Annotated in this window: 14 protein-coding genes; 9 read left to right on the top strand and 5 right to left on the bottom strand. The window is 60.9% G+C overall.

Features of this window, described 5'->3' with window-relative positions:
* Nucleotides 1–28: 28 nt before the first annotated feature.
* The 3 genes from sdhA to sdhC form a co-directional block, all read right to left on the bottom strand.
* Nucleotides 29–1,765, bottom strand: coding sequence for a succinate dehydrogenase flavoprotein subunit (sdhA, locus tag KTAU_RS20220; protein ID WP_151730055.1), 1,737 nt, complete (start codon nt 1,763–1,765; stop codon nt 29–31).
* Nucleotides 1,766–1,781: 16 nt separating this feature from the next.
* Nucleotides 1,782–2,201: a succinate dehydrogenase, hydrophobic membrane anchor protein gene (gene sdhD / locus KTAU_RS20215; protein ID WP_174844083.1), complete on the bottom strand. Its 420-nt coding sequence runs from the start codon at nt 2,199–2,201 to the stop codon at nt 1,782–1,784.
* A gap of 407 nt (nt 2,202–2,608) precedes the next feature.
* Nucleotides 2,609–2,989, bottom strand: coding sequence for a succinate dehydrogenase, cytochrome b556 subunit (gene sdhC / locus KTAU_RS20210; protein ID WP_151730054.1), 381 nt, complete (start codon nt 2,987–2,989; stop codon nt 2,609–2,611).
* Between the two features lie 848 nt (nt 2,990–3,837).
* Here sdhC and KTAU_RS20205 point away from each other — a divergent pair.
* From KTAU_RS20205 to KTAU_RS20190, 4 genes are all read left to right on the top strand, one after another.
* Nucleotides 3,838–4,410, top strand: coding sequence for an RNA polymerase sigma factor (locus KTAU_RS20205; RefSeq protein WP_170293457.1), 573 nt, complete (start codon nt 3,838–3,840; stop codon nt 4,408–4,410).
* 52 nt (nt 4,411–4,462) lie between these two features.
* On the top strand, nt 4,463–5,440 hold the full coding sequence (locus KTAU_RS20200) for a QcrA and Rieske domain-containing protein (RefSeq protein WP_151730052.1): 978 nt from the start codon (nt 4,463–4,465) through the stop codon (nt 5,438–5,440).
* 13 nt (nt 5,441–5,453) lie between these two features.
* A complete protein-coding gene (locus KTAU_RS20195; protein ID WP_151730051.1) occupies nt 5,454–5,885 on the top strand; it encodes a FixH family protein in 432 nt (143 codons plus the stop codon).
* Between the two features lie 187 nt (nt 5,886–6,072).
* Nucleotides 6,073–7,206 (top strand): LolA family protein, encoded by a 1,134-nt coding sequence (locus tag KTAU_RS20190; protein WP_151730050.1) that lies wholly within the window; start codon nt 6,073–6,075, stop codon nt 7,204–7,206.
* A 37-nt stretch (nt 7,207–7,243) separates the two neighbouring features.
* Here the strand turns inward: KTAU_RS20190 and KTAU_RS20185 are convergent, their stop codons facing one another.
* Nucleotides 7,244–8,206 carry a TRM11 family methyltransferase gene (locus KTAU_RS20185; protein ID WP_151730049.1) on the bottom strand — a complete coding sequence of 321 codons (963 nt, stop codon included), beginning with the start codon at nt 8,204–8,206 and terminating at the stop codon, nt 7,244–7,246.
* Nucleotides 8,207–8,428: 222 nt separating this feature from the next.
* Between KTAU_RS20185 and KTAU_RS20180 the strand changes: the two genes are divergently transcribed.
* Nucleotides 8,429–9,994: an NAD(P)H-hydrate dehydratase gene (locus tag KTAU_RS20180; RefSeq protein WP_151730048.1), complete on the top strand. Its 1,566-nt coding sequence runs from the start codon at nt 8,429–8,431 to the stop codon at nt 9,992–9,994.
* Between the two features lie 54 nt (nt 9,995–10,048).
* Here KTAU_RS20180 and KTAU_RS20175 read toward each other — a convergent pair whose 3' ends face one another.
* Nucleotides 10,049–10,519 (bottom strand): NUDIX domain-containing protein, encoded by a 471-nt coding sequence (locus tag KTAU_RS20175; RefSeq protein WP_151730047.1) that lies wholly within the window; start codon nt 10,517–10,519, stop codon nt 10,049–10,051.
* 257 nt (nt 10,520–10,776) lie between these two features.
* On the opposite strand from KTAU_RS20175, the gene rny reads away from it, so the two are divergent.
* From rny to KTAU_RS20155, 4 genes are all read left to right on the top strand, one after another.
* Nucleotides 10,777–12,342 carry a ribonuclease Y gene (rny, locus tag KTAU_RS20170; protein ID WP_174844082.1) on the top strand — a complete coding sequence of 522 codons (1,566 nt, stop codon included), beginning with the start codon at nt 10,777–10,779 and terminating at the stop codon, nt 12,340–12,342.
* A gap of 143 nt (nt 12,343–12,485) precedes the next feature.
* Nucleotides 12,486–13,370: a PHP domain-containing protein gene (locus tag KTAU_RS20165; protein ID WP_151730046.1), complete on the top strand. Its 885-nt coding sequence runs from the start codon at nt 12,486–12,488 to the stop codon at nt 13,368–13,370.
* Between the two features lie 149 nt (nt 13,371–13,519).
* Entirely contained in the window at nt 13,520–14,107 is a 588-nt protein-coding gene (lepB, locus tag KTAU_RS20160) for a signal peptidase I (RefSeq protein WP_151730045.1), read from the top strand.
* Nucleotides 14,108–14,789: 682 nt separating this feature from the next.
* A complete protein-coding gene (locus KTAU_RS20155) occupies nt 14,790–17,111 on the top strand; it encodes a methyl-accepting chemotaxis protein (protein ID WP_170293456.1) in 2,322 nt (773 codons plus the stop codon).
* The last annotated feature ends 18 nt before the right edge of the window (nt 17,112–17,129 follow it).

Genomic DNA, 17,129 nt, shown 5'->3' with positions numbered 1-17,129 from the left:
AGAGCGTCTCCCTGAAGCTGGGACGCGCTTAGTACTTGCGTTCCTTGGGCTTAAAGATCGGGTCATCGATCAGGATGACATCCTTATAGTCGAGACGGGCTTCACAGGTCCCATCACCTTTATAGATCAAGGTATGCTTGAGCCAGTTGACATCGTCACGCTCGGGATAATCGAGGCGATAGTGAGCGCCACGACTCTCTTTGCGAGCGAGAGCGCCGTGAACGGTGGCCGCCGCGCAGTCCAGCAGGAAGCCCAGTTCGATGGCCTCGACCAGCTCCGTGTTAAAGGTCTTGCCTTTATCTTGAAGCTGGACCTTCTTATACGCCTCCTGGAGGCCAGCGATGGTGTCCATAGCATGCTGCAGGCCCTTCTCCTGGCGCTCGACAAAGACGTTCTCCAGCATCTCGCCCTGCAGCTCATTGCGGATGCGCGCCGCTGATTCGCCCCCCTTCGAGGTCAGGAGATGGTCGACCATCTCGCGGGCAAAGTCCTCGTGATGCGGCGGCAGAGGAACATGATCGTTTTCCGCGATGAACCTGGCCATGTGCTTACCGGCGCGGCGCCCGAAGACGATCAGATCGACCAGCGAATTCGTGCCCAGGCGATTGGCTCCGTGCACCGAGACGCAGGCCACCTCGCCAGCGGCGTAGAAGCCCGGCAGTGGCGTCCACTTCGAATCGATGACCACGCGCCCATCGTTGTCGGTCGGGATGCCGCCCATTGCATAATGGGCCGTTGGCTGGATGGGCACCGGCTCGCGAATCGGCTCCACGCCCAGGTAATTGCGCGCGAACTCGGTGATATCAGGCAGCTTCTCCGTGATAACCTTCTCGCCCAGGTGGCGCAGATCAAGATAGACATAATCTTCGCCATTGACGCCGCGCCCCTCCTTGATCTCTTTAATGATGCAACGGGAGACAATATCGCGCGGCGCCAGGTCCTTGAGGGTGGGCATGTAGCGCTCCATAAAATACTCGCCCTTGCCGTTGAGCAGGCGCGCCCCTTCGCCCCGGGCCCCTTCGCTCAGCAGCACTCCCACCTTATAGAGGCCCGTAGGATGGAACTGATACATCTCCATATCCTCCAGGGGAATGCCGCGGCGGTAGGCGATCGCCATGCCATCACCCATACAGGCAAAAGCATTGCTGGTCACCCGCCAGGCACGACCATAGCCACCAGTGGCAAAGAGGACCGCCTTGGCATGGAAGGTATGAATCTCGCCCGTACGAATCTCCAGGGCCACCACGCCACAGACGCGGCCTTCGTTAATCAGCAGATCCAGGGCCAGAAACTCATTAAAGAAGCGCACCTGGTTCTTGATGGCGTTCTGGTACATGGTCTGGAGCAGCATATGCCCCGTGCGATCGGCAGCGTAACATGAGCGGCGTACTGGCGCTTCGCCGTAGTTGCGCGTATGGCCACCAAAGCGGCGCTGATCGATGCGCCCGTCCGGCGTGCGATTAAAGGGCAGCCCCCGATGCTCCAGCTCATAGATGGCGTCGATGGCATCGCGCGCCAGGATCTCCGCCGCTGGCTGGTCGACCAGATAGTCGCCACCCTTGACGGTATCGTACATATGCCACTTCCAGTGGTCTTCCTCAAGATTGCCCAGCGCTGCCGCCACTCCTCCCTGGGCTGCACCCGTATGGGAGCGCGTGGGATAGACCTTCGAGAGGACGGCCACGCTGGCGTTGGGAAGCTGCATCGCTGCCATCAGCCCGGCGCCGCCAGCGCCGACGATGACCACATCAAATTTCTGGTACATAACGATTCCCCTCTCTCTAGTGGGTCACACAGGAAGCACCCTGCAGTGCACTGGCCACAGGCTGGAAGGTCACAATCGTAATCGTTCCAAGCAAGAAGAACGCCAGCGTCGCCAGCCCTACCAGCGAGAGCAAGAACAGGCGCCAGCCGCGATTGCGAACATAGTCATCGATAACAACGCGCAGACCGTTCATACCATGCAATAGCGCCAGCGTCAGCAGTAGCCAGTCATAGAGACGCCAGTAAGGATTTTGATAGCGATGGGCCACAAACTGATAGCTGGTGCAGGCGACATCAGTAGTGACGTGCATAAGAATCAGATGGATGATCGCCAGGAAAATAAGTGCGACCCCTGAGACACGGAAGAAGTACCAGGAAAAGGTCTCAAAGCCGCCGCCCGTGGGACGCGGGCCATAGCCACTGGAAATACGTAACATAGCTACAGCACTCCTCTTCACGAGAGCAAGATCGTCATCATAGCAGGCAGGCGCGACATTGCGCCACAGGAGCCGGCTGGTCAGCAAGTCCTTGTCTCCGCTGCTGCTCTTCTCTGTTCAACCTCCACTTCTTCCTTCAGCGACCGCGTCTCCCGCAGGTCTTCCAACAAAGCAGGATCGATCGAGAGAGCTAGTGCTCACTGACCTTTCCGCGGCACTCAGTCGCCGCCGCGCTCACCAGGGAGTTGTCGGGGAGCCAGGCTGACTGCGCGGGATTCACTCCCTCGCTGGTTTGTTCGCTCGCTCGCTGGCAGGCAGGGCAGAGTGGACAGTCAGCAGGCGAGGCGCAGAGCACAGGCCCGGGGCACGAGGCCCTGTCTCCTTATCGTCCTCGCCGCCTACTACTCTCACATCGGCAGCGCCACGGCAGAGGTACCGGGCTGGAAAATGGGCGCCACCACAAAATAGGCCATCGGCAGGAAGCAGAGAATCGTGATGATCATCACTACCGCAAACATGATCCCCTGGTAGCGAGCACCCCGTGGCCAGAAATCGATTAAAATAATGCGCACGCCGTTGAAGGCATGGTAGAGCACGGAGGCAATCAGCCCGAGCGAGATGACGCGCACAATGCCAGTGCTAAAGAGGGCAATGCCTTCGTTGTAGACATCGGGGCCAAAGGAGAGCAATCCAATATCGACAATGTGCACAAGCAGGAAGAGAAGAACCGCCAGTCCTGTCACGCGATGCAGCAGCCAGGACCACATTCCAGATTGTCCTTTATACATGCCGCTCCTCGATTCTCATCAGGCGGAGGCGGGGGAAAAGCGCTGCACGGACGGGCCGGGAGATATTGAAGTCGTTGAAGCCGGGAGCTGTCTCTTCTTTTCCCTTCCTCTTTCCCCCCATCTCGCTTGCATGGCGTACCAGGCGCGGCCCCGCGCTTCACTATCCCCTAGCCTCGGGATGTCTAGCAACGTCGTACCTGCTTGCTGATCTTTGATAGGAAGGCCATCCAGGACAACCTCTTCGAGTGCACTCACCCACCGCTCCCGCCTCTGATGTAGTCGTAATGTTGTGCTGTTGCTTTGCTTGCTTTGCTTCTGTTGCTAGCGCTGAACGAGACGCACCGCTCAGCACTCAGTCAGACAGCCAGGGTGTGTCGTTTTCGCTCTCTGCCTGTCGATACCTCCCCGGTCAGCCCGGAGAGAGCGCACGGGAGGATCAGGCGCGCATCCCTGGCGCTTCGGTGGCCCAGCAAGCCAATCAGTTGGCGTTCTCTTGCTTGCTTTGCCTGGCCGCCTCTCCTCATGACGCGCTTTCCTTCGCGCCGCAGTGCTCCCCGCGGCGCTCCTCACTGGGTGGGGGCGCCGACGCTCCTGCTGCATTGCCTATTATACTGCAGTTGCCATCGCCACGCAAACCTGGCGCTCCTCAGCTTCCGCTACTCGCTCGCTCGCTTTGACCCAGGGGAACCCCGCCCCTCCTCTCTCTCCCTCCTTCCCTCTCTCTTTCTTTTCTTATCTTACTGTAACCCGCTGACGTAATAGGTAGGTGGCTATCTGAGATAGACTGTAACTGATCGACGTAGCTGTTGGGCCTCGGCCTGTGCGCAGGCAGGGCGAGGAGGGCCAATGTGAATATCGCACGCCAGAGCAAACAGGAGCGAAACCTTGCAACAGGACAGGATGCCGTGGATGTGCAAGCATTTCAACGCTTCTATGAGGATAATCTTCATCTCATCTATCGCTATGTCTACAGCAAAGTTGGCAATCGTGAAGAGGCCGAGGACCTGACCTCGCAGATCTTCATGAAAGCCGTGCGCCTGCTCAGCAGCGAGCGCGGCGCTGGCAGCGCGAGCTGGCAGCGCTGGCTCTTCCAGGTCGCCAGGACCACTCTGGCCGACTATTGGCGCAGTCATTATCGCTTTCCTCTTGATTCTCTTGAGGAGCTGCTCGATGCCGGCTGGCAGGGGCCAAGCGAGGAAGTGTCGCTCTCCTGCCCTGACGAGCGACCAGCCGAGCGCGTCCAGCGTATCCTGCAGGCCCTTCCCGCCCATTACCGCGAGGTGTTGATCTGCCGTTTTCTTTTGAACCTCTCGATCAAGGAGACCGCCCTCCGTCTAGGGTTGAGCGAGGCCAATGTGAAGGTCCTTCAATTCCGGGCGCTCAAGCGCGCCGCCGAATTGGAGAGCGTTGTGACAGGCTAACGAGAATGGAGGCATCCGGTGAAGGTAACGGACCGGAAGGGAGGCGAGGTTTATGCCCGAGGGAGACCAGGAACGCTTTGAGGACTATCTGGAGCTAGAGCGCTATCTTGCAGCGTTGCAGGAGGACCGCAAGCCGCCGCTGTCCGCGGAGCTGACGCCAGCGCAGGCGCGTCTCTATCGCCTGGCAGCTCTCTTGCGCGCAGCGGCTCCCGGCGCCGCGGAGCCTCGCCCGGAGTTTGTGGCCGAGCTGCGTGCGCGCCTGGAGCGTGAGCTGGCCACCCAGAAAGAAGACCTGAGCGAGTCGGCGGAGGCCGTCGGGTCAAGTACGGCGAGCGCATCCTCCACCGTGGAACCGCTGATCTCGCCCGCCGCTTCTCCTCCCGCCACCTCCCCACCGCCCTCCGCCGAGAGACGTTCTCGGCTCTCGCGCCGTCGTCTGCTGGCAGGTAGCGCGGTGGCCGCCGCCTCGCTGGTGGCCGGCGCCGGGCTTGATCGCGCCCTCCAAGAGGCCAGTGGCCGGCCTCACGGGGGGGCAGGCCCGGCCACTCCAGGTTCTACGCCGACGAGCACGGGGCCAGGTGCTCCTCCGGCCTACCCAGCCCTGATTGGGGCCAATGTGCCTTCGCGCTGGCACTTTGTCACTGAGGTCTCGGCCCTGGGTCAGCAGCCGGTGCGCTTTGTCACCGAGACAATCGCTGGCTATGTGATCCGTCAGGAGCACAGCCCTAGCACCAGTAGCGAGCATGGATCAGGGGCCTGGTCTGGTGGCAATGAGTCTGCGACTGCGACCTCTGGTGAGGAGATCATCGCTTTTTCAGCGGCCTGCACACATATGGGATGCCTGGTCGAGTGGCAGGAGAGCGATGGCAAGTTCCATTGCCCCTGCCACGGCGGCGTCTTCACCGCCAGCGGAGCGGCAGATCCGACCGCCGGACGCCTGCGCTACCTGGCTCCCCTGCCGCGGCTTGACATCCGCATCGAGGATGGTAAGATCTACGTGAGGATTCCCGCCACCACATCATCTTCTTAAGAGCAAAAACAGAATGAGACGCAATCTACTCGTTATTCTGCTCGGCCTGCTCTTTCTGGCACTGCTGACCTGGCTGGGGGGCCTGGTGGCCAACCTACCACCAGTCTCCTCGGAGTCAGGACAACGGCAGGTACGCGCCGGCCCCTATGAGGTCACCCTCCAGCTGAGTCCCGACCCGCCTCTCAGCACACAACCCGCCACCGTCATGTTACGCATTGCCGAGGCCGCCAGCGGTACGCTGATCAACGATGCACACGTTCAGGTAGAAAGCACAATGCCAGAGATGGATATGGACCTGCCCACGGTCTCCGCCCTCCCCAGCAGCGACGGTCTCTATCGCGCCCGGGTGCAATTCGTCATGGCCGGCCTCTGGCAACTGCATGTGACCATCCGGCGCGCCGCCCACCCCGATACGTCGCTTCTTTTTCAGGTCACTGCTCACTAATGCTCGGAGCCTCTCCGCCTGCTCTGCCCGTCAGCTCCTTGCTCTCTCTTTCCTACCTCCTTGCCCTTGGGACCCCACCAGCGTAGAATAGGAAAGCATCTTTACGATGCTTCTCTCTGTAGTCTAAAAATTTTGACTTGCATATCCTTATGTAAAGATGTGCCATTCTGCAACGGAGAGGCCCTCTATGTCTACCTTCACTAGAAGATGCTGCTGCTCTCTTGCTCTCTCACTTATGATGCTGCTCCTGCTGGTAGCCTGCAACAGTGGTCAGGCCCAGCAGCAGACACCAGCCAGCACCAGCGGTGCTAATGCTCAACATCTGTTACAGCAAAGCGAGCAGCAACTGACGGCAGCACGGACACTGCACGCGGTGGTAACCATTCAAATTGACGGCGAAACCTATCAGGGAGCATTAACAAGTGAGATCTGGAAAGCGGCCCCTGCCAGAAGCCGCAGTCTGATTCTGCGCTCGACCCTGAGTGACTTTCCCGTTGGCGAGCTGACGGTCAGCAACGGGGAGAAGCTCTGGATCTATAATCCCACGCGGCACATTGTCTACACCGGAAGCATCAACAGCCAGGACGGCTCGGCGCTTTTCGGCAGCAGCTCCAACCCGGTCAATCAGTTGACGCTCAACCTGATCGATCCCATCTTCAGCCAGAGCCAGGCCACGCTGACCTCGCAGACGACGACTGTCGACGGCCACAGTGCCACCGTCGTCCATGTCACCTCTCAGCAATCCGCCGCCTCCGGTCCCGACTATAGCGGCGATGTTTACCTGGATCGCAGCAACGATCTGCCCATCAAGCTGGTTCTCAATCTACAGGGTTTTGCCCAGGTGACCCTGCAGCTGCCCACGCTGGAGCTGAATCGCTCTCTGGCCGACAGTCTCTTTAGCTTCACTCCACCCGCCAATGCCCAGGTGGCCCCGCTGCTGCAAGCCAGCGCCACACCCACCAGCGGCACGCTGACCCTTGGCCAGGCGGAGCAGCTGGCCGGCTACCATCTGCTGAGCATCCCCTCCTCGCAGAGCGATTACCAGCTTGAGGGTGTCGATGTGCTCTCGACCGCCAGTGGACAGGTCTTTGTACTCCACTATCTGAAAGGCGACCAGAGCTTTTCGATCCTCGAAGGCAAGGCTCTGGCCAACGAGCCGCTGCCCAGCGGCACGACGCTCACCCTGCGCGGCACTGCCGCGACCTATTCAACAGGCAGCGATAACCCCACCCTGGCCTGGAAGGAGCACGGTCTGGGCATTCGCATCAGCGGCGATCTCGATGAGCAGGAGGCCATTGCCATCGCCAACCAGCTCAGTTGAATGGGCTGAGCACGATGATCCTGGCCCCTCCCTCCACTCAGGCTTTGACAGCGACGAGCAGGTCGCGCTTTTTGATGACACGATCCACCGTGTGCGCAAATTGCGTGTACGGTGGATCGTTGCGCGGCTGCAGACCGCTGTAGCGCTCAACAAGGGTGCAGATGTCCTGGCGTGGGAGACGCGTGGCGTTCCAGGCGAGGGCCAGCGTCCCCCCAGGCAGCAGCAGCTCGCTCCAGGCCGGGAGGGCCTGCTGCAGGAGTGCACCGATCTCGCCGAGATGCTGAATGCCATAGGGGAGATCGCCGACAATGGCATGAACACGCGGTCCTCCGGGAATGTTACGCAGATGTAGCGGGGCCTCGCTGCTATCGCCATGCACCAGAACCAGCAGGCGCCCCTCGCCGCTCTTGCCCGCCGGCCTGACCTCAAACTGGTAACGCTTGCCGCTGCGACGACGCTCGCAGATCTCTTTAAAGGCAATCCCCTCGCCAGTGAGGTACTGGCGCAGAAAGACCGCCGTCGTCTCGACATCCTGACGCTTCTGCTCGATGCCGAAGGCGTCGTGGCCAGCGGCCAGGGCCACAAAGAGGGTTGTCCCTCCGCCGGCCAGGGGATCAAGGATGCGCAGGCGCTCGCGGCTGCTAGCATAGGCTCCGGCGAAGAGGGCCACGTTCAGCAGGACGCGGGTGAAGATTTCGTTGGTCTTGCCCTTGTAACGCCGTACTTCAGCGATCTCCGGCGAGATGAACGGCTGCCAGGGCCAGGCAAGGGGACGAAGAAAGGGACCCTCGACGCCGCCGACCTCGGCAAAGTATTCGTACACCTCGCTAATGGTTCCCAGGTGAGCCAGCAGACGTAAACACTCCTCACGGTCGAGCCGCCCCTCCTCTATCCTCGCCAGCAGATAGCTTTGCCCACCCAGTACGATGCGCTGCAGCTCCTCGATGACCGGGCCGAGGGGACTGGCGCGTAGCTCTGGCTCGGCGAGGGTCTCGACCATGTTGCTGTATTGATTGCTTCGCTGCGGCCTGATCTTGAGTGCCAGTCTCATGGAGTGGAGTATAGCAGGTCAGGTGGCCTTTGTCGCGCCTCTTTGAGTCGTATTATTAGCTGTCTCTCTCTGCCTTGCCGGCCTATCCTCACAAGGAAGCCCCCTGAGTTGGCGTGACAGGGCCAGTGCCACCATGTAGAATAAAGAACAGAAAGCAGGGAGAGGAGAACTATGCATATCGTTGACGTTGCCCGCATGCGCGAACTGGAGATGCGGGCGGATCAAGAATACGGGCTGAACACCTCCATCTTAATGGAGAACGCCGGTCGCAGCGCCGCCGAGCTGCTGGCCCGCTATATTCGTGAGCGACAGCGGCGTGCGCTGAGCGAGTGCGAGTTACTCTTTCTGATTGGTCCTGGTAACAACGGCGGCGATGGCCAGGTCATGGCCCGGCACCTGGAGGCCGAGGGAGCGCGCATCAATCTCTACCGCTGGAAGGAGCGGCGGCTGATACGCGAGGGCCGTGAAGTGGCAGCAGAGCAGGTGGAGGAAGAGCTAAATGCCCTGCTCCAGCGTGTCGGCTATGTCGTCGATGCCTTGCTGGGCACCGGGCGCTCGCGTCCCCTGCCCGAGGACATGCGCGCTCTTCTGGCCCGCGTTGAGCAGGAGCGAGCCCGCCGTCCCGGCGAGCTGCTCGTTGTGGCAATCGATCTGCCGACCGGCGTCAACGCCGACACTGGCGAAGTCGATCCCGGCAGCATCCGCGCCGACCTCACCATCACCCTGGCCTGTCCCAAACAGGGCTTTTTCTTCTTTCCCGCTCGCGCCTACCTTGGCGAGCTGTTCGTTGGCAGTATTGGCCTGCCCGAGGAGCTGGAGCGCGACCTCAGCGATGAGATGCTGGATGCCACACTGGCACGGACGCTGCTGCCGCCACGTCCTCTAGAAAGCAACAAAGGCACCTTTGGACGGGTCATGCTCTTCTGCGGCTCGCCCCCCTATCCAGGCTCGGCCTATCTGGCCGGCAGCGCCGTCCTGCGGGTCGGAGCTGGCTTAGTCACGCTGGCCGTTACGCCCGATCTGCTGCCCATCTACGCCTCCTCGCTGCACGAGGCCACCTACGTTCTGCTGCCAGCTGGCGAGTCGAGCGAACAACGCGGCCAGGAGCAGGCTCGGACGCTCTTAGAGCACCTGAGCGGCTACCGGGTGCTGCTGATTGGTCCAGGCCTTGGTCGAGCACCAGCCACGCGCAGCGCCATCCTGGCCTTGCTCGACGCCCTGCGCAACCTGCCCGAGGACGAGCGCCCGGCGCTAGTCATCGATGCCGACGGCCTCAATAACCTGGCCGACGTTGAAAACTGGTGGCAACGGCTGCCGCCGGGCACCGTTATCACCCCTCACCCAGGCGAGATGAGCCGCTTGCTGGGAGAAGGCAGGGTCTCGGGCGGTGGTATCGATCGGCTGCAGGTGGCACGCCATTGCGCCCAGGCCTGGAACGTCATCCTTGTCCTCAAGGGGGCCTGTACGCTGATCAGCGAACCAGCGGGACGGCTGCGCATCAACTGGGAAAGCAACCCGGCCCTTGCCAGCGCCGGTACGGGCGATGTCCTGGCAGGTATGATCGCGGGCTACCTGGCGCAACGCCTCACCCCCTTTGACGCTGCCAGCCTGGCCGTCTACCTACATGTGGCCGCCTCCAAGCTGGTCAGTCAGCACTGCGGCGACGCTGGTCTGCTGGCCTCAGATCTGCTGCCACAGATCCCCGCCGCTCGCCTGCGACTGCTCCAGCCTACCTGAGCGCCCCACATAGCGCATCGTGGGTCGCCACGGCGGGCCAGCCCTCAGCTCTGCTCAGGGCTGGCTCTCACCTCGCTGCGCCGATTCGTAGGCTTCTTTGAGCAGGGGCACCGTCTGATAGCGCTCCAGCTCAGCCGGAGGAATCCAGCGCATGGTCACTGCCTCCCAATCGGTCCGAATAGCCTCGGGGGCCAAGACCTCAAAGAGGAAGGGGTGAATAATCCAATGGCGGCCCAGCTCCTGATCACGATGCTCAACAACCGCGCCACGTTTGAGCAGGCGCACCTGCTGCGGCCCTAAACCAGTCTCTTCGCGGATCTCCGTGTAGGCCTGCTCCTCGGGACTGACCCCCGGTTCGATAAAGCCGCTGATGCCGGCCCAACGTCCTTGATAGCTGCCAACCCGCTGGCTGCGCTGGACGATCAGCAGCTGGGGGCCCCCAGGCTGGTCGAAACGCAGGAGGAAGCTGGTGACAACGGGCGTGGGACGCAGGGGAGCAGTGGACTCCGCTGGTTGCTGTGTCATGATGTGACTCCCGTAGAGATTGATTGCAGCAAACTAGAAAAGGCTGCGAACCTGCTAGAGAAACAATCGATCTTCTCAATTGAGCGTTCTTGACAGCCCCTCAACGCTCTTATATAGTATGCTTGGCGTACTATACGCCTTCTATATAGTATACTTAGCATATACCGTCTCTCGATACGATGGAACACAGCACTCGGTCATCACAAGCTCGGCGGGCGGGTCTGTTTGCCCTTTTATCACTCTGGAGGTAGGCTAACGTGACGCCGACCATCATCGCCATCCTCGCAGCGGGCATTATCCTGGCGGCGCTCCTTGGAGCCGGGATCGCACTTGTCATCGGATACCGCTTAGGGGAGGCCCGAAATAAAAGCAAGTTTGAGGAGCGTCTCCGTCTTGAAAAAGAGGCCAGCGAGCGTCTTCTTCTGGAAATGCAGCAGCAACAGCGTGAGGCTCTGCATGAGGCGCGTGAAGAGACAGCGCGCTTCCGTGCCACTATTGAGAGAGAAAACGCTGAGCGGCGTGCTGAGCTGCAGCGTCAAGAGCGTCGACTGCAGCAGAAGGAAGAGAGCCTGGAGCGGAAGATCGAAGCCCTGGAGCAACGTGAGCGTCGGCTACAGGCACGCGAGCGGGCTGTTGAGGAGCTGCGTCAGGAAGTCGAAGAGCTGAAGCGCCAGCAGCAGACCGAGCTAGAACGCATCTCCCACCTGAGCGAAGAGGAGGCGCGCGAGCTGCTCTTGAGTCGCATGGAGGCCCTGGTCCGGACCGAAGCCTCGCGGCGGGCGCGCATCATCGAGGAGGAAGCGCGTGAGCAGGCTGAGGCGAGGGCGCGTGAGATCATCACGCTGGCTATCCAGCGCTGCGCCTCCGACCAGGTCTCTGAGGCTGTCGTCTCAGTCGTCCCCCTGCCCAATGAGGAGATGAAAGGTCGCATCATTGGGCGGGAAGGTCGCAATATTCGTGCATTGGAGGCCGCGACCGGTGTTGACCTCATCATCGACGACACACCGGAAGCGGTCATTCTTTCGGGTTTTGACCCAGTGCGTCGCGAAGTGGCGCGTCTGGCCCTCAACCGCTTGATTCTTGATGGGCGTATCCACCCCACGCGCATTGAAGACGTGGTAGCCAAGGCCCAGCAGGAGGTCGACAGCATCATCCGTGAGGCCGGAGAGCGGGCGGCGATGGAGGCCAATGTCCACGGCCTGCAGCCCGAGCTGCTCAAGATCCTGGGGCGGCTCCATTTCCGCACCAGTTACGGTCAGAATGTGCTGGCTCACTCTGTCGAAGTTGCTATTCTCGCGGGCACCATCGCCCATGAGCTGGGAGCCGATGTGAACGTCTGCAAGACCGCCGCCTTGCTGCATGACATCGGCAAGGCCATTGATCAGGAGGTCGAGGGGCCACATGCCGTCGTTGGCGGCGAGATTGCGCGTCGTTTTGGCAAGTCGCCCAAGATTATTCATGCGATGGTAGCCCATCACGCCAGCGAGATGGAACCGCAGAGCCTGGAGGCCGCCATCGTCCAGGCCGCCGATGCCATCTCTGCTGCCCGGCCTGGGGCGCGGCGCGAGACTATCGATCTCTATCTCAAGCGCCTCGAAGCCCTGGAGAGCATCGCCAACTCTTTCCCCGGCGTCGAGAAGTCCTTTGCCATTCAGGCTGGGCGCGAGGTGCGGATCATCGTCAAGCCCGATGAGATCGATGAGTACGGCGCCAATCGCCTGGCCAGCGAGATCGCCCACAAGATCGAGGAGAGCCTTGACTACCCCGGCCAGATCAAGGTCTGTGTGGTGCGCGAGACGCGCGCCGTTGACTATGCCAGGTAAGAGGCCTGGCTCGCGCAGAACCAGGAGACAGGAGAAAGGAACGCGCCTGATGTGGCCAGCAGTGGGCGAAATCACAGCCATAGCCCGCTCACTGCCTCAATCCATCCCATCGATCACGCCGGGTCAATCAGGCTGGAGGAGATATGACCGATTACGCCATTGATCTGCACACGCACTCGACCGCCTCGGACGGCCTCTATGCGCCGCAGATTCTGGTCCAGAAAGCCTACGAGGCGGGGGTGCGTGTGCTGGCCCTTACCGATCACGACAGCACCGAAGGAGTAGCGGAGGCCGCTGAGGCCGCCACTCGGCTAGGCATCGATTTTATCCCAGGCATCGAGATCAACACCGAGACCTCCGCTGGCGAAGTGCACATGCTTGGCTATTTTCTACACTACCAGCAGGAGGCTTTTCAGCAGGCTCTGCGTACACTGCGCGACGCACGTCAGCGCCGCGGCCAGCGGATGGTCGAGCTGCTCAACGAGCAGGGCATCGCCATCAGGTGGGAGCGCGTGCGCGAGCTGGCTCAGGGAGCAGTGGGACGGCCTCATGTGGCTCAGGCCCTGGTCGAGGCCGGCTATGCGCAGAGCATCGAGGAGGCCTTTGCGCGCTACCTGAACAAAGGGTGCCCAGCCTACGTACCGCGTTACAAGCTCTCGCCCCAGGACGCGGTGCGTCTCATTGTTAGCGCCAGGGGCCTGCCAGTGATCGCCCACCCTCTGGAATTACCAGGCCCTGAGATTCTGCGGCAGTGGCTCCCTGAGCTATGTGCCCTGGGACTGGTGGGCTTGGAGGTCTACTATGGTCCTTATACCGCTGAGCAGGAGACGCTGCTGCTCTCCCTGGCGCGCCAGTTCGACCTCATCCCCACGGGCGGCAGCGACTATCATGGTCCTGGTATCCATCCGACGCCCTTGGGGGGCCACCCTGTTCCGGCTGAGAGCGTGAGGCGTTTGCAAGAAGCAGCGGCGGCTCGCAGCCATCAGACACCGCCTCCATTCACGCTTCCAGAGCCGGCTGCCGAGTAAGTAAGCTCAGCTGTCGACATGCCAACACCGCCGCTAGAGATCGCTCTTTATGAGCGGGCTAAGGAAGAAGGGGCCTCCATCGGCAATGCTTCTTCCAAGAGACCGTCGAGCACTGACCCTAAGATAGAATAGGAGGCAAGGCAAGGGTTTTGAGCGCGAAACCAGAGAAAGAGGAGAGGGGCCACCGGCTCCTGCGTGACATCCTGGAAACGGTGGCATTGACGCTACTGTTGCTCCTCGTGGTACGCCTGACAGTCCAGCATTACTATATCGATGGGCCAAGCATGGAGCCGACGCTGCACAACCAGGAATATATCCTTGTCGATCGGCTCGCTTACCTTTTTCATCCGCCACAGCGCGGTGATATTATTGTCTTCCACTATCCACGCGACCCGAGTGTAGACTATGTGAAGCGCATTATTGCTGTTCCCGGTGACACCATCACCGTCATCGGCCAAACGGTCATTGTCGATGGGGTCACCCTGCATGAACCGTATACCAATCCCGACGACCCAGCCAGCCTGGCCGTCTACCCGCCGATCCGCAACCTGGTTATCGGCCCTGATCAATACTTTGTGATGGGCGATAATCGCGGCGACAGCTCTGATTCGCGTCAATGGGGGACTGTTCCCAAACAAGATATCGTCGGCAAGGCCACCCTGGTCTACTGGCCGCTGGGAGCCAATAACTTTGGCCTGCTACCCGACGAGAGCAGCGTTTTCGCCGGTATTAAATGATCGCTACCCAAGAGGCAGCAGGCCAGGATAGGCCCGCAGGCAGAGGAGTGAGCGAGTTCTGCCCCCACTGGCAGCAGGGCTTGCTCTCCTCTGCCGTTTGCTTCCCTGACGATCAACTGGCCCCCCTCCTCTGCTCCCTTCAGGACAGACCACAGCGAGCATGAGAAGAATCTAGCCAGCTGTTAGCTAGATAGAAACATGACATCATAGATCAGCAAAAGAGACACGGATGCCAGAGGCGCAAGAGCTTGCCAGAAGGAAGGAGAGACCGCCAGCAGCCGCCAGCTCAGAGAGCACCCTATGAGGGGAGGGCGCTTGCTGGAAGCGCCCTTTTCGGCTATCGTTAATACAGTGTAGCGCAGGCAGTGATTCGCCCACCTCTGCCGCCGGCGGAGTGGTGTGGAGCGGAGCAGTGCGGCAGAGCCTTATTGCTTCTTACCCCCAGCTGTCCGCGCCACGCATCTAGGAAAAAGAGGGTACTCTCTCACAAGAGAGTTTCAAAATCGCCCAGGGTGGAGTACACTACCTTGGGAGTCTTTTGTCAGGTTGTTCCAGGTCTCATTGACGTTTGCCCATACATCAACAACAGGCTGGCAACGGCAAGGTCCATTCCTTTAAGCAATACAGATCATTGCGTACCTTCTTAGAGGGGGCGAGAGCTGTCATGAGAGCAATTACGCGAATGCCTATTTTCCTCCGGCTCTTCCTGGCCTTCGCGCTGGCTGCGATTATTCCCGCCATCGTGATTATTGTGCTGGGAACCTTCTTTCTGAACACGCTGACCGTCCACGGCCAGGCAATGCAAGTAGCCAACCAGGCGACGACGACCTCCATGCAGGCCATGTCTGATCTCGAACGCATGAACGCACTGCTGGGCGAGTACCACTCGACGCTCTATGCCAACGATGGCCCCTACGGCCTCAACAGTAGTGCTATGACTCGCATGGCCACCTCTGCCGAGACGGAGATCCTCGACCTGGAGCACAGCTTCGGCAACGAGTTGAGCACCTACCAGCAAAATTTCCTGCTGGGATCGTCCCCAAATATGGACAGTGTGCGCCGGAGCCTCCCGGGAGATATCAATAGCCTGGCCACCAATCAGGCCCAGATCTTCCGCACGGCCAGTCAGCAGTGGTCGGATTATAAGCAGGCCCAGGACGCTGAGCTGACAGCGCTGAAGGCCAATCTCCCGCACAGCCAAACCCATAGCCTCCTCGAACAGGCCAACACCAAGTACGCCTCGCTCCTCACCAGCTGGCAGCAGCTTGTAACTACGACCCAAACGATCAGTAACGAGGTGACCACCATCGGCTCTAACCAGATCGGCATGATCACCCTCGGCACGGTCATCGCCATCCTGGCTACAGCAATGGTGGTGATCACCATTGGCTATATCATTAACCTGACCATCACCCGCCCCTTGCGCCAGCTCGCCAATCTGACCAAGCGCATCAGCAAGGGCGATACGACAGCCCGTGTCAAGATCAACAGCCGCGATGAGATCTACATCGTGGCGAACTCGATGAACAATATGCTCGATAATATCGTGCGCTTGATTCAGGAGACCCAGGCGCAGCGCGATAACCTGCAGGCCCAGGTAGAGAAGTTGGTGAGCGAGGTCAGCGGCGTCGGTGAGGGCGACCTGCGCGTGCAGGCTGAGGTGACAGCTGATGCCCTCGGTGTGCTCGCGGACTCCTTTAACTACATGGTCGAGGAGCTGGGGAATCTGGTGATCCGCGTGAAGACGGTGGCCCGCGAGGTGGAGCAGACCACAAGCCAGCTGATCGATGGCATGACCCAATTGGTGGAAGAGGACGACATGCAGATCCGCCAGATCAGCGAGGCCGCGGTCGAGGTCGAGCAGATGGCCGAGGCCAGCCGCCGCGTGGCTGAGCGTGCTCAGCTGCTGCACAACGTGGCCGTCGAGGCGCGCAAAGATGCGCAAGGGGGCCGCGAGGCTGTGGAGATGGCCGTCGCCGGGATGGGCCGCATCCATGAGAACGTGCAAGCGACTGCTAAGAAGGTCCAGGTGCTCGGCGACCGCTCGCGTGAGATCAATAATATCGTAGAGGCGATCTCCAGCATCGCTCATCAGACCAACCGCCTGGCTCTCGACGCCGCTATCCAGGCCGCGATGGCCGGTGAGCATGGCAAGGGCTTCGGCGCCGTCGCCGCCGATATTCGCCGCCTGGCCGAGCGTGCCAAGGAGCAGGCCAGCAACGTGACGCGCATTGTCCGCAGCGTACGCGAGGACATCGGTGCCGTGGCTGTGGCTATGCAGGATACGGAGCGCGAGACGGAGGCTGGAGCACGCTTGACCCAGGAGGCCGGTAGCGCTCTGGAGACGGTCTTTGCGGTGATCGAGCAACAGGCCCACGAGATCGAAACGATCAACCAAATGGCTAACCAACAGCTGGAGTCATCCAGCTCTGTGGTGCAGATTATGCACAGCGTCTCAGAGGCGACCCAGCGCAGCAGTACGACGACACGCGAGGCCGCCCAGGCTATGGGTCGCCTGGCTCGCCTGGTGGAGCGCTTGCGCGCTTCGGTAGAGGCGTTCAAGCTGAATGAGGATCAGAGCTACCTGTCGACGACGGGCTTCACCGATGCGCTGACGGTCCAAGACGGCGTGGAGGGTCAGCAGTCCCTGAGTGGCGCTTTCCGTACAGTCACGGCCACCGCTCAGGCCCAGCCGACACCAACCCACGCTGGCATGTATAATGCTCTCCCCCCGGCCCGCCAGCCAGGCGCTGGTCCAAGTCCCGAGGGCTTCTCGCCCTTCCAGCCGCTCTCGCCCTCTCCCTCCTCCACCGGTAACAGCGAGTGGAGTCAGCCGCTTCCTTCAATGCCAGCAGGAGGCAGTGGCCCGCAGCCGGGCTGGCCTTACTCACCACCACCGACTGGCTTCCCCGCTACGCCTACTCCCAAGGCGGCACCCTTCGAGCAGTCTCCGTATGACCCCTGGAATCCCGGGATGCCTGGCAATGGCAGCGGCTTCCCATAAAGGCCGCTCGCCAGGCCA

This window comes from Thermogemmatispora aurantia (assembly GCF_008974285.1).
GTDB classification, from domain to species: domain Bacteria; phylum Chloroflexota; class Ktedonobacteria; order Ktedonobacterales; family Ktedonobacteraceae; genus Thermogemmatispora; species Thermogemmatispora aurantia.
This window is presented reverse-complemented; position numbering and strand designations above follow the sequence as displayed.